The organism is Thermoplasmata archaeon, assembly GCA_015063285.1.
Lineage (GTDB): Archaea > Thermoplasmatota > Thermoplasmata > Methanomassiliicoccales > Methanomethylophilaceae > Methanoprimaticola.
Genome location: SUST01000011.1, coordinates 1 through 13718 on the forward strand (window position 1 = coordinate 1; position 13718 = coordinate 13718).

At 50.0% G+C, this 13718-nt stretch carries 14 protein-coding genes; 12 read left to right on the forward strand and 2 right to left on the reverse strand.

The window, feature by feature from the left end; translation table 11 throughout:
• Positions 1–156 precede the first annotated feature (156 nt).
• Complete coding sequence (locus E7Z62_06625) at positions 157–840, forward strand: sel1 repeat family protein (protein ID MBE6522781.1); 684 nt, start codon at positions 157–159, stop codon at positions 838–840.
• Between the two features lie 46 nt (positions 841–886).
• On the opposite strand, the gene E7Z62_06630 is transcribed toward E7Z62_06625, so the two are convergent.
• Complete coding sequence (locus E7Z62_06630) at positions 887–2563, reverse strand: formate--tetrahydrofolate ligase (protein ID MBE6522782.1); 1677 nt, start codon at positions 2561–2563, stop codon at positions 887–889.
• A 435-nt stretch (positions 2564–2998) separates the two neighbouring features.
• Here E7Z62_06630 and E7Z62_06635 point away from each other — a divergent pair, with 435 nt between their 5' ends.
• The 9 genes from E7Z62_06635 to E7Z62_06675 all read left to right on the forward strand — a co-directional run bounded on the left by E7Z62_06635 (position 2999) and on the right by E7Z62_06675 (position 10300).
• Positions 2999–3280 carry a ferrous iron transport protein A gene (locus E7Z62_06635; protein ID MBE6522783.1) on the forward strand — a complete coding sequence of 94 codons (282 nt, stop codon included), beginning with the start codon at positions 2999–3001 and terminating at the stop codon, positions 3278–3280.
• Positions 3281–3289: 9 nt separating this feature from the next.
• Positions 3290–3511 (forward strand): ferrous iron transport protein A, encoded by a 222-nt coding sequence (locus E7Z62_06640; GenBank protein ID MBE6522784.1) that lies wholly within the window; start codon positions 3290–3292, stop codon positions 3509–3511.
• A gap of 19 nt (positions 3512–3530) precedes the next feature.
• Complete coding sequence (gene feoB / locus E7Z62_06645) at positions 3531–5672, forward strand: ferrous iron transport protein B (GenBank protein ID MBE6522785.1); 2142 nt, start codon at positions 3531–3533, stop codon at positions 5670–5672.
• Positions 5669–5851: a FeoB-associated Cys-rich membrane protein gene (locus tag E7Z62_06650; GenBank protein MBE6522786.1), complete on the forward strand. Its 183-nt coding sequence runs from the start codon at positions 5669–5671 to the stop codon at positions 5849–5851. The genes feoB (E7Z62_06645) and E7Z62_06650 overlap by 4 nt, the downstream gene beginning before the upstream one ends.
• Before the next feature lie 211 nt (positions 5852–6062).
• Positions 6063–7160 (forward strand): transposase, encoded by a 1098-nt coding sequence (locus E7Z62_06655; protein MBE6522787.1) that lies wholly within the window; start codon positions 6063–6065, stop codon positions 7158–7160.
• Between the two features lie 320 nt (positions 7161–7480).
• Positions 7481–7702 carry a ferrous iron transport protein A gene (locus tag E7Z62_06660; protein MBE6522788.1) on the forward strand — a complete coding sequence of 74 codons (222 nt, stop codon included), beginning with the start codon at positions 7481–7483 and terminating at the stop codon, positions 7700–7702.
• 29 nt (positions 7703–7731) lie between these two features.
• On the forward strand, positions 7732–9873 hold the full coding sequence (feoB, locus tag E7Z62_06665) for a ferrous iron transport protein B (GenBank protein ID MBE6522789.1): 2142 nt from the start codon (positions 7732–7734) through the stop codon (positions 9871–9873).
• Positions 9870–10070 (forward strand): FeoB-associated Cys-rich membrane protein, encoded by a 201-nt coding sequence (locus E7Z62_06670; GenBank protein ID MBE6522790.1) that lies wholly within the window; start codon positions 9870–9872, stop codon positions 10068–10070. Before feoB (E7Z62_06665) ends, E7Z62_06670 begins: the two co-directional genes overlap by 4 nt.
• Before the next feature lie 92 nt (positions 10071–10162).
• Positions 10163–10300 carry a rubredoxin gene (locus tag E7Z62_06675; protein MBE6522791.1) on the forward strand — a complete coding sequence of 46 codons (138 nt, stop codon included), beginning with the start codon at positions 10163–10165 and terminating at the stop codon, positions 10298–10300.
• Here E7Z62_06675 and E7Z62_06680 read toward each other — a convergent pair whose 3' ends face one another.
• Complete coding sequence (locus tag E7Z62_06680) at positions 10301–11230, reverse strand: sel1 repeat family protein (GenBank protein ID MBE6522792.1); 930 nt, start codon at positions 11228–11230, stop codon at positions 10301–10303.
• Positions 11231–11298: 68 nt separating this feature from the next.
• Here E7Z62_06680 and E7Z62_06685 point away from each other — a divergent pair, with 68 nt between their 5' ends.
• Together E7Z62_06685 and E7Z62_06690 are read left to right on the forward strand one after the other, a co-directional pair.
• Positions 11299–11496 carry a hypothetical protein gene (locus tag E7Z62_06685; GenBank protein ID MBE6522793.1) on the forward strand — a complete coding sequence of 66 codons (198 nt, stop codon included), beginning with the start codon at positions 11299–11301 and terminating at the stop codon, positions 11494–11496.
• A gap of 157 nt (positions 11497–11653) precedes the next feature.
• On the forward strand, positions 11654–13708 hold the full coding sequence (locus E7Z62_06690; protein ID MBE6522794.1) for a VWA domain-containing protein: 2055 nt from the start codon (positions 11654–11656) through the stop codon (positions 13706–13708).
• Positions 13709–13718: the final 10 nt, after the last annotated feature.

The following is a 13718-nucleotide window of genomic DNA, read 5'->3' on the forward strand; positions in this document are numbered from 1 at the left end:
ATAAGAAAGGTTGCGATACCATATAGCTGACCGTCTTCCTGTTATTCACGAGCGATATATGACGGTTTTTATCGATGCCACGGATAAGCGATTGTTTCAATAAGGGCTACATGAAAATAGTATGTTATCGGACAAAAGTCTAGAACGCTTTTATCCATGATGCGATATTTCTACAATATGTACTCCGGTTCGGATATGATGGAGCCTCTCGAGAAGGCAAAATTCATCATACGTAACAATACCGAATCGGGCTATTTGGACGCTTATAACATCCTGATGCGCGAGTCCAAGAAGGACAGTGCAGAAGCGGATTACTACCTCGGACTCATGTATGCTCGCGGACAGGGAGTCCCGAAGAATTATGAATCTGCCTGCGCTTGGTTCGAGAAGGGCTTCGAAGGCGGACATCCTGGATGCGCATACTATCTTGGTATGATTTATCTCAAAGGCCTAAGTGTGGATCGCGATTCGCAGAAGGCAAAGGAATACTTCCTTATGGCTGCCGGAAGAGGCGATGTGCGCGCAGAGTATGAACTTGGGCTTCTTCATTTCAAGAATGATGAGATCCCTCGCGACTTGGAAGTATCGGCAAGCTGGATGAAACAGGCCGCGGAACACGGCCATGTGGAAGCACAGTTCGTTCTTGGACAATACTACAAGACCGGAGCCGGGGTCAAAGAGGACATACCTATGGCCGTAAGATGGCTGATGACGGCTGCTCTCAACGGGCATCAAGGGGCTCAGGTGCTTCTCGGTAACATGTACAGGACCGGTGACGGGGTACCTCAGAATAATGACGAGGCTGACCGCTGGTACGACATGGCCGACAGCAACAGATGATTATTACCAAGAAAAGAAGAGGAGGGCCGTACCCTCCTGAATTGTTTCACTTCAGTCCGACGATCTTTCCGTCGTCCTTCAGATCCATTCTCATGGCTGCAGGTACCTTGGGAAGACCGGGCATCAGGGTCAGCGTACCGCATTCGGGAACTATGAATCCTGCTCCAGCGGAGATGTTGATCTCTCTGACATGCAGCTTCCATCCCTTAGGCACACCCTTCAGAGTCGAGACATCAGACAGAGAGGCCTGTGTCTTGGCGATACAGATAGGGAGCTTTCCGAATCCATCCTTCTCGTAGCCTTCTATTCTCTTGTCCACGAGCGGATCGTATGTGACTCCGTCGGCTCCGTAGATGCTCTTCGCAATGATCTCGATCTTGTTTTTGATAGGCTGATCCAGGTCATAGAGGAACTTGAAGTCAGTCTTCGCACTGTCGATGGTATCAACGACAGTCTGGGCGAGAGCCTTGGAGCCCTCTCCTCCCTTCATGAAACCGTCATTGAATGCTACGGGAACACCCAACTTCATGCAGTGATCGCGGATGTAATCCATCTGCTCCTGCGTATCCTGAGCGAAGTGGTTGATTCCTACGACAACAGGCACTCCGTATGAACTCATGTTCTGGATGTGCTTGTCAAGGTTGCACATACCTTTCTCGAGGGCTTCGATGGTGAGTGTCGACTCATCCTCCAAAACTCCTCCTCCGTGAGTCATGAGCGCTTTGACTGTGGCGACTATGACAACGCATGAAGGCCTGAGACCAGATTCCCTGCATACGATGTCCATAAACTTCTCTCCTCCCAGATCGGAAGCGAAACCGGATTCCGTTACAACGTAGTCTGCGAGTTTCAGTGCAGTCTTGGTCGCAATTATGGAGTTATTTCCGTGGGCGATGTTTGCGAACGGGAATCCGTGAACGAAGACGGGTTGTCCTTCCAGTGTCTGAACAAGGTTGGGGTTGATGGCGTCCTTCAAAAGGACCATCATGGCTCCGACGCATTTGAGGTCCTTGACGGTGACAGGTTTGTTGTCATAAGTGTATGCAACGACGATTCTCTCGAGCCTTGCCCTGAGGTCTGCACGATCCTTAGCGAGACAGAGGATGGCAGCTATCTCGGAAGCGGATGTGATGATGAATCCAGATTCATGAGGCACACCTCCTTTGATCTTGTCTTTTCCGAGTCCGGTCACGATGTTCCTCAGTTCACGGACGTTCATGTCGACGGTCTTTCTCCAGACGACGCGGGCGGGATCGATGTTGTATGGGTTGTCCCTGACGAGTTCGTTGTCAACGATAGCGGACAGCAGATTGTGTGCGGCGGCGACGGCATGGATGTCGCCTGTGAAATGGAGATCGATATCCCACATGGGATAGACCTGGGCATATCCTCCTCCGGTCGCTCCTCCCTTGATACCGAAAGTTGGTCCGAGAGAGGGTTCCCTCAACGCACCGACGACATTCTTTCCCAGTGCTCCGAGACCTTCCATGAGTCCGATAGACGTGACGGTCTTTCCCTCACCAGCAGGTGTAGGTGTGATGGCAGTGACCATGATGAGCTTACCGTCCTGTTTGTCCTTGAGCCTCTCAAGGTTCTCGATAGGTACCTTCGCGATGTACTTTCCGTAGGGACTGATGTCATCCTCTGTAAGCCCGAGTTTGGCAGCAATCTCTTTGATAGGTTTCGGATTTGCCTCGTACGCAATCTCGATGTCAGTCAACATGAGTGGTGCCAATCATTGTGCGTAGATAATATTAGTCACTGTTAGGACCCTAATTGATAAAATTCTTAGGAGTGCCTAAATGTTTAAATATAATTTAGTCATTCCTAAATCTGTGAACGAATGATGCAATACATCATCGGTCAGAAACGGAATCGGCGTCAATGCTGATTCCGATAAACTGTTTAGTACCACTATCCGGGGATCGGGGGATCTCCGGACCTTCAAACGTCTTAGGGCATTAGGAAACAAAAGAACCGCCAACCTCTGTAGGATGTAGCCGATAATCAATTGGTTCTGTTGGTTCCTAGTACAAAATTAGTAACCTCGGCCGGAGGCGGTAGGGCGCCTCCGGCAATATTTCCCATACATCTGTTATAAACAACTGCTAACAATTATTAGGCAACCTTAAATACATAGTTTAGGATAGCCTTAAACATGAACATGGAGGTCACACAATCCGCAGGTTTCAACTCTGTTAGTGAAAACACCAGCGGACCTTTGGTTCCTATTTCATTTCTTAAGAGTGGGGAATCGGGGAAGGTTGTGAAGATCTCGGGTAAAAAGGAAGTCAAAAGCTTCCTTGAGGGTCTGGGATTCATTCCTGGAACGCCTGTTAAGATAGTTAATCGTGACAACTCTGGCCGCATACTTGAAATAAGAGGTTCGAGAATAGCTATCGATGACGGTATGGCCATGAAGATCATGGTCACCCAATGAGAGATCGCCATGAAGACCCTCAGTGACATCCCTATAGGCGGAACTGCCAAAGTAAAGAAGCTTTACGGGGAAGGAGCTGTAAGAAGACATATTATGGATATGGGCATCACCAAGGGCGTAAGTATCGAAATAAGAAAAGTTGCCCCTTTGGGAGATCCCATCGAAATAACTGTGCGCGGGTACCAACTCACGCTCAGGAAAGCCGATGCCGAGCTCATCGAAGTCGAGTGACTTTGAATGAGGGCTCTGAATGACACTGACTATCGCACTGGCGGGTAATCCAAACTGCGGAAAAACCACACTTTTCAATGCATTGACAGGGTCATCTCAGCGCGTAGGAAACTGGCCTGGCGTAACGATTGACAGAAAAGTCGGAAAGATCAGAGGGACCGATGCTGAGTTGGTTGACCTTCCCGGGATATACTCTCTATCGCCATATTCACCCGAGGAAATTGTTTCCAGGGATTATATCGTCCATGAAAAACCGGATGCCATCATAAACATCGTCGATGCAACAAACCTTGAGAGGAACCTGTACCTGACCATGCAGATCATAGACATGGGCATACCGATGGTATTGGCCATGAACATGATGGATGAAGTTGAGAAACGGGGCGACCACATCGACGTCAGCTTCATCTCAGATTCGATCGGCATTCCAGTCATCCCTATCTCCGCAGCAAAGAAAGATAACATCGACAAACTTGTTGAGAAGATTATCGAAGTTGCTGAAAAGAGAGAGTGTCCCCCGGAAATCGTATATGACGTTTCTGTGGAAAAAACAGTGAAGGCTGCTGAAAAAGCACTCGAAGGCAAGGTCCCGACAGAGAACATCAGATTCTATGCGTTCAAATTGATCGACGGGGACCCTCTTGTCAATAAGGAATTCCCAGGCGCCAGAGACGAGATCAAAGAGGAAATATGTGCTCTGGAGAAAGAGCATGATGACCTAGCGGATTCCATAATTGCAGACTGCAGATACACCAAAATCGTAGAGATCGTCCACAAGGCGATTACCAAAGCTCCGCGCGACGAACGCGGAACCCTATCCGACCGTATCGACAGAATAGTCACTCATAAAATCGTCGGCATCCCAATTTTCATTGTCATTATCGCTATCGTTTATTTCGTAGCACTCTACGACGGTCCGCTGATGACATCACCAGGTGCTTGGGCCACCGGGGCGTTGAATGACTGGTTCGACTCTTTCAGGGAGGATGTCGCCGACTGGTGTCTGAGCAATGACGTGAGTGAGATTACCACAGGCATACTGACGGACGGAATAATGGCCGGAGTAGGTGCTGTCCTTGGATTCTTGCCACAAATCGCTATCATGTTCACGTGCCTGATCATCTTGGAAGAAATCGGGTATATGGCCCGTGTCGCTTTCGTCATGGACCGTATCTTCAGATACTTCAACCTCTCAGGAAAATCCTTCATCCCTCTTCTTGTTGGTACCGGCTGCGGAGTACCCGGCGTTATGTCCTCTAGGACCATAGAGAGCGAATCGGACCGCCGCATCACCGCTATGACGGTGACATTTATGCCCTGCAGCGCTAAACTCCCCATCATCTCAGCAATCGCAGGAGCCATGGCCGGGAACATGTGGGTGGCAGTCTACGCATACTTCATGGGGATCATGCTTGTGATCCTGTCCGGTATCGTCCTGAAGAAATTCCAAAAACTGTCCGGCAATCCAGCACCGTTCATAATGGAACTCCCGCCATATCATGTACCTAAGCTGTACGGTGTCCTCAAAGGAATCTTTGACAGATGCTGGTCATTCGTGAAGAAGGCATTCACTGTTGTCCTCCTTGCATCCGTTATCGTCTGGTTCCTCTGCCACTTCAACTTCACATTCGATTATCTGGATTCGGACGAATTGATGAATGAATCCATCCTCGCCACCATTGGAAACTACCTTGCATACATCTTCGTTCCGCTAGGATGGGGTGACAACTGGGAGCTCGCAGCATCCACCGTAACCGGACTGATGGCAAAGGAGAACATTGTCGCCACATTAGGAGTGCTTCTTGTAGGCGATTCTGAGGCTTCAGTAACATCCGTGTCAGAGGCGCTTGCGGCCATGCTCGGAAACCAAGCGGCAATCCTCTCATTCTTCAGCTTCAACATATTCTGCGCACCGTGCGTTGCCGCGATAGGCGCCATACACAGAGAACTCGGTACATGGAAGGCCACCGGACTTGGAGTGCTCTATCAATGCACGGTTTCTTATCTTATCGCATTGATTGTCTTTGTGGTATACGGAACGATTCTCGGGGTGGACATCGACTGGTTCTCATACGTATTGGCCGTATTGAGTGTTGTCGCCCTGGTCTACGTTTTGTTGTCCAAGGATCCGTTCAGACAGAGAAGGGAGGTCGATGCATGAACGTATATGAATTGATCATAATCGCAGTGGTAGCGTTATTGGTCATCAACGCCATAGTTTTCTTGATCAGAAGCAGACGCAGGGGAAAGAACGGTTGCAGTTGTGAAAGGTCATGCAGCAACTGCACTGGATGTTCCGGACCCAATGTGACTATAGAGGATGATTCCAAGAAGGAATGATCGATTCTTTATCTTTGCCAGTTTCCTGCATTGAGGAAACCCTCGGTTTAGTGTCAGAATTGATGACTCAACAGAATTATCTAGGAACCTTAGACACAGAACCGAAAGTGGAAGGGAGATGTCTGGGTAGGGGTGTTTTGGATTGCACTTTCGGGGACCCCTGTCTTAACTTAATATAGTAACCATACGGTGTGTTCCATGGAGGCATTCCATGGACAGGACGATGAGGACCTTGGTCGTAAGATTATATCCCAACAGAGAGCAGGAGCGCCAGCTTAACGATTGTCTGGATGTCTGCCATGATCTGTACAACAACCTCCTTGAACACTGCATACAGATTCATAAGGACGGCGGGAAGCATCCGTCCGCCTATGATTTGGAGAAACTTCTGCCTGACATGAAGAAGGCAGATCCGAAGCTGAAGATGGTGTACTCCCAGGTATTATACGATGTCTGTGTCCGTTTGAGCAGGGCGTTCGACGGATTCTTCAGGCGTGTGAAGGAGGATCCCGAGCATGCGGGCTTCCCGAGATTCAAGTCATGGAAGAGGTACGATTCGTTCACCTATCCGCAATTTGGATTCAAGCTGTCTTCGAATCATATCAGGCTGAGTCCATGGAAGACGGATGTGAGGATCAGGGGATACCGCAAGATCGGCGGCACCGTGAAGACGTGCACTGTCATCAGAAAAGGTGCGGGGCCCAAATACCGCTGGGAGGCTGCGCTGACGTTCGAGATGGATTCCAAGGGTGGCGGAACGGCCGTACAGACCCTCATCGAACCGACCAGGCCCATAGGCATAGACCTCGGTCTGAAGAACATGGTGGTGACATCGGATGGTGCAACCTATCCCAACAGGAAGAACTACATACAAGCGGAAAGACAGGTATCGAAGATCCTCAGGAAGATGTCCAAATACGAGAAAGGATCCAAAGAGAGGGAGAGATACCGCCAGAGGCTGTTCCATGCCTTCGAGAGACTGAACAACGTCAACAAGGGATATATCCACGAGGTCGTGAACGGCCTTCTGGAGAATCATGATATGATAGTGACGGAGGACATCCGCATCAAGGACCTTACCGACAAGAGCAGATCCAAAGGGATGAGGAAGTCCTTCAGGGATGCGAACTGGGGGAAGTTCATCTTCACACTTGGATACAAAGCGGCAGAGGCTGGTATCCAGATGGTGAAGGTGGATCCGGCGTACACGTCCCAACAGTGTTCCAAGTGCGGATTGCTTGTGCCCAAGGACCTCTCGGTCCGCAGGCATGTCTGTCCGCATTGCGGTCTGGATGTCGACCGCGACTAGAACGCTGCCTGCAACATCCTCACCTTGGGCATGCAAGGTGTTCAGTCTCCGAGCTGATGGATGGAGAGCAGAGGGATCTGCGATCACATAGAGGAAACCGAGGGTTTCCTCAAAGCCCAGTTACCGATAGTCAATTTTTGTAAATTCTTAGTCTTCCCTAAATTTATAAATATAATTTAGATATACCTAAATATTAAGAATCTGAGCATCTGCGGCTCCCCCCACCTTATTGGCGGCAGATAATGCGCCAGATTGTCTGGCGCGACCTCAGGACATATAGATTGCGGCGTTAAGCGTCTCGATCTAACGGATATGATAGAATGAGCACATTGAAAGATACTGCCGTTGGTTCCACTGTCAAAGTGAAGAAACTTAACGGCGATGGCGTCCTGAAGAGGCACATCATGGATATGGGCATCACCAAAGGTGTCGAGATCTATGTTCGCAAAGTGGCCCCGCTCGGAGATCCCGTTGAGATCACTGTTCGCGGTTATGAACTCAGCCTCAGGAAGGAATATGCGGAGCTGATAGAGCTCGAATGAGCATCTATCGCAACTTTTGGAGGAATGAAATGAGTTTTACAATAGCATTAGCCGGAAACCCGAATTGCGGTAAGACCACCCTGTTCAACGCTTTGACGGGTGCTTCTCAGCGTGTCGGTAACTGGCCTGGTGTAACCATAGACAAGAAAGTGGGAAAGATCAAAGGGACCGATGCGCACTTGGTCGACCTTCCCGGAATCTACTCGCTCTCCCCCTATTCGCCCGAGGAGATCGTGTCAAGGAACTTCATAGTCAATGAGAACCCTGATGCGATCATCAACATCGTGGATGCCACCAACCTTGAGAGGAACCTGTTCCTGACACTACAGCTGATCGACATGGACAGACCTCTGGTCATCGCACTGAACATGATGGACGAGATCGAGAAGCAGAATGACAGTATCGATGTGGAAAAACTATCAGAAGGGTTGGGGGTACCCGTCGTTCCTATTTCCGCCAAGGAGAAGAGGAACATAGACGAGCTCATAAACAAAGTCGAAGAAGCGGCATCACAAAAGAAAGAGCCGAAGATTATCAGATATGATGACAGGATAGAACATGCCGTATCTGAGGCCACAAAGGCCCTCCAATCCAAGATTCCAGTAGATTGCTCGAGATTCTACGCTTTCAAGCTGATCGAAGGGGATTCTGCGATCGAGGAACTCGCTCCAGGATCGAGGCAGTCCATATCATCTGTGATAGAGGACCTTGAAAAGTCGTTTGACGACGATGCCGATTCAATCATTGCAGACAGCAGATATACCAAGATCTCGGAGATCGTAGGTAGTGCCTATACGAAAGCTCCGAGGGACGAGAGGGGAACACTGTCCGACCGTATCGACAGGATAGTTACCAACAGGATCCTCGGTCTGCCAATCTTCATAGGAGTCATCACTTTAGTGTATTTCATCGCCATGTACGACGGTGACCTTGGAACATCACCTGGTGCCTGGGCTACAGGTTGGTTGAATGACTTCATTGGTGAAACAGTCATACCTGCAGTAGAGGAATGGTGCGTAGACAACGGAGTGAGCGATGCCCTTACTGGATTGCTATGTGACGGTATCCTATCCGGAGTTGGAGCCGTTATCGGTTTCCTCCCCCAGATGATAGTCCTTTTCACATGTCTCGTCATCCTTGAGGAGATTGGTTACATGGCCCGTGTCGCTTTCGTCATGGACCGTATCTTCAGATACTTCAACCTCTCAGGAAAATCCTTCATCCCCCTTATCGTCAGTACCGGATGTGGTGTCCCCGGAGTCATGTCCACAAGGACCATTGAATCCGAGGCTGACCGCCGTATCACGGCAATGACGTGTACTTTCATGCCCTGCGGTGCCAAACTGCCTGTCATCTCCGCTATCGCCGGAGCACTTGCAGGAAGTGTCTGGGTGGCAGTTTTCGCCTATGTCATGGGTATCGTACTGGTCATCATCTCCGGTATCATCCTGAGGAAATTCAAGAAAATGGCAGGAACTCCCGCACCGTTCATCATGGAGCTGCCTCCCTACCACGCACCTGGATTCGTAAGCAGCGTCAAAACAATCTTTGACAGAACCTGGGCATTCGTCAAGAAGGCAGGTACGATCATTCTGTTAGCAATGATTCTCGTCTGGTTCCTCAAATCGTTCGACTGGTCGCTTAATCTGCTCGCTGAGGACGAGATGGACAACTCCATCTTGGCAGGAATCGGAGGGGTGCTGAACTACCTGTTCCTTCCCTTAGGATGGGGTGAAAACTGGGAACTGCCGGCCGCATCCCTTACCGGACTCATTGCCAAGGAAGACCTCATAGGAACACTTGAACAGCTCATCGCAGAACCCTTCGATCTGGAGATCTCAGAAGCACTGGCGGCAATGCTGTCGCCAGCAGCCATCCTGTCATTCTTCACATTCAACATGTTCTGTGCACCTTGCTTCGCAGCCATGGGTGCCATACACAGGGAACTCGGCGATTGGAAATCCACTGGATTCGCATTCCTCTATCAGTGCTTGCTCGCATACTTCGTATCGGTCATCGTCTACGTCGTGTACTCTGCAATCAACGGGGATATCGGTAACATCGAGATGTATTCCATAATCTTCGCTGTCATCGACTTTGTGATCCTTGTCTATTTCTTGGTTGTCAAGGATCCGCTAAAGCCGTTCCGCAAGAAAGAGGTGGCAGAATGAGCTCAGGTGACCTGATCGTATTAGCAATCGTCATCGCCTTGGCGGCCGGTGCCGTATTCGTACTATGGAACAACCACCGCAAAGGGAAGAGCAGCTGCGGTTGCAACTGTTCCGGATGTTCGGGTTCGAAGACGTGCGGGTCACCCATAGTTCCTTCCGACGAGGAGAGAACCTGCGATTGCTGCAAAAAGGAATGAAAACTAAAGGGGGAGCAATCCCCCTTTTCCATTATACATTGATTCTCTAACCCTACACTCGCATTTTATAGATTGAATGTGTAACTCAACCTATGAAATACAGATGCCCAATGTGCGGTTATATCTACGATGAAGAGGAGACTGGAGTCAAATTCGCGGACCTTCCCGATGACTGGGAGTGCCCCGTCTGCGGTGAGCCCAAGTCCGAATTTGTTCCTATGGATGACTGATCACAGACCATCTATCTTGATGAATTGGGTGTTCTGCTTCCTGCGAAGATCATCCAGGAACTGTATCGCCAACTGGTTTCCCAGGTTAGCCGAACGCCCGAACCTTTCCATCGCTTTCTCAACATCCTGCTTGACACCTAACCCTTCGAAAAGCATCCTGGCGGTCATGAACAGTGCATCTGCATCCCCGATCTCCGCAAGCTTATCATACAATTCAAAGGCCTTTACGAAATCCTGCTGGACCGCCCTGCCTTCATAATACATGGTACCGAGATTGAACATTGCTGGTTCGAATCCTTGATCGACAGCTTTTTGATACCATTCCAATGCAGCCTTATCTCCTCCGGGGATCTTTCCCTCCTCTATCAATCTGGCGACCCTGAATTGGGCTTCGGGAATGCCTCCTTCAGCAGATTTCTGGAACCATTTGATTGATTCTCCTTCGTTCTTCTGAGCACCGACACCTTCTGACAGCATGTAGCCCATCATGAACATAGATTGTGCATCTCCGCTATCCGCAGAAAGACGGTAATAATGCATAGCTTTCTCCGGATTGGCATCGGTTCCGTACCCGTAGAGATAGATTGCAGCGATCTCAGGATAGGCAAGTTCTATCCCGCAATCTGCGGCCTTTTCGAACCAGATCCTGCATTGTTCTTTATCTTCAGGATAACCGTAGGATCCCGTATACATACTCCCCAGTCTGAACATGGCCGGAGAATTGCCTGCCTCGGCAGACTTCCTGTACAACTCAACAGCTCCTTCGATATCCACGGGTGTCCCCAGGCCGTTGATCTTCATCTCGGCCAATCCGAACCACCCCTCTGGCGACCCTAGCTCGCCTGCACGGGTAAACAACGCCACTGCCCTCTCGGGATTGGATTGATAACAGTTGACCGCCTGCATACAGTATTCTGAAGGGTCTTCCATAGTTACCGTTATCGTTCTTACGAAATAAAGCCAATCGCTATATCTATTTGAAAATCTATCCACACCTCATGATAAAAGGACCTCTGGTCTATGCGGCGGTGATTCTTGCTGCGATCCTCATGGTCGTATCCGCCATAGTCATTCTTGACAGGGACTTGTTTTTGGAAAACACTGAACTGATCATGGCAGTGTCAGGATTGGTCGCTCTAGGCGTCATTATTGTACTGATAATGATGCTGATTCGTATGAGACAAAAGGTAAACTAAGTCCATAAATTGGCCCATTTTCCGGTTCTACGAAATTCGTTGTTTAGGTGATCTCACATTAACAAATTAAGCAGTCACCTTTTATAAGCTACGAATTTCGTAGAACCGAATACTTTATATTTTATAGGTTGAAAATAATCGGCTTTCCGATGGGATTATGAAGGTAGGTATAGACCTCGGAACAACATACTCTGCAGTAGCTAGATATGATAAAGCGTCGAACAAGCCGATCATGCTTAACAACGCATTCGGTAAGGAGATCACACCGTCCGTCATCTGTTTCTTGGATGACGGCGACATCCTTGTCGGCGAAGACGCAAAGGACATGCAGTCGAACGGAACAGGCGTCAACGCAGCAGCCTTCAAGCGCAACATGGGTGACGGATCTATTGTCGTCAGCTTCAACGGAAAGGACTACACTGCTGAAGACCTCTCAGCGATGCTTCTCAAGCACCTCATAGAGGATGCAGAGAAAGCAGCAGGGGAGAAGATAGAGGAGGCAGTCATCACCGTACCTGCCTACTTCGAAGACGCTCAGAGAATAGCGACCAAGCGTGCGGGAGAATCATGCGGAATCAAGGTTCCCAAGATCATCAACGAACCCACCGCAGCAGCTATCTCCTACGGTTACAAACATTCGGCTGATAAGACCCTCTTAGTTTACGACCTCGGAGGAGGGACCTTCGATGTCACCATCGTCAGAATCACTAAGGGAACCATCGAGGTCATCGGTACCAACGGTAACCACATACTCGGAGGAAAGGATTGGGATGCAGCGATAGTCAAATTCGTCTGTGACAGATTCGCCAACGAGTTCGATGTCGACCCCAGAGACGACCTGCCTACCAAGAACGAACTCATCGTGGCTGCAGAAGGCTACAAGAAGACACTCTCTATCGCAGAGAGCGTCACCATCCCTGTGAACTACGAGGGCTGCAGCGAGAAATACACTCTCACAAGGGACGAGTTCGAGTCGATGACCGAACACCTGATGAACGCCACCAAGGATGTTTGTGAGGAACTGATCGACTCCCTTGGCATGCAGTGGACGGATATCGACGAGATCCTCCTGTGCGGGGGATCGACCAGGATGCCCGGTGTCGCCAAGTTCCTCAAGAGTTTCACCGGACGCGAGGTCGTGACCCACGGGGACACTGACCTGGCAGTTGCAAAGGGAGCGGCCATCACAGCAGAGCTCTACAGCAGCAACGCCACCGGAATGAGGGCCACGATGCAGGTCACGGATGTCACTGCACACAGCCTCGGTGCGCTGTCCGTCAGCCAGGACGGAAAGAAATACGTAAACGAGATAATGATCAAGAGGAACTCCAAGGTCCCCAGCACCTGCAAGAAGCAATTCTCCATCAAACCCGGCAACATGACCGACAAGATCGAAGTCTATACACTGCAGGGAGAATCCAGGGTCCCCTTAGACTGTAACGTCCTTGCAAAGGTCGTCATCTCAGGATTCTACAACGACGGAAAAGGAGTCGTCTTCGATATAGAATATAACTATGATGAGAATGGAATCGTGAACATCAGGGCGTTCCAGGGCGAGGAGCCTTTGGACGTGAAGTCTGAGCCCGTCCCCGACGACATCAGATGGATGGGAGGAAACCCCCGCGACAAGCCCTCAGATGTCAAGATCGCCAAGAACATCGCCATCTGCGTCGACCTGTCAAGGAGTATGGAGGGAGAGCCTATAGAAGCCGCAAAGGATTCGATCCGCAGCTTCGTCCGCACCCTTTCAGAACCCAACACAAGATTCGCTCTGATCGGTTTCGGTGACAAAATCAAGGTCGTCCAGGAGCTCACTGAAGACATGGATGTCCTAATCAACTCCATCGAGGACCTTAAGGTCAAGATGCTCGGAAGAGGAACCGACGCAAGCCCACTGGACACAGCAAGGGCAGTCATCGGAGGTCAGCCCGGAGTAGGAATCATCGTTGTACTGACTGACGGAATCTGGGGTAAGAGGGACAATGCGGTGGACCAGGCGCTCGGATGCAGAGCAGACGGAATCACCATCATCGCAGTCGGACTCGGAGAGGCCGACACATCGTTCCTCAGACAGATCGCCACGGTCGACGACGGAGCCTTGTTCACCACCATAGACAAGCTCGGTGACACCTTCGGTACCATCGCGACCGCGATCTCATCTGGTAACATGGGACTTGCAGCCCGCGACAATATGGGTCTTGCATCTCGCTGAAGGAGTTACC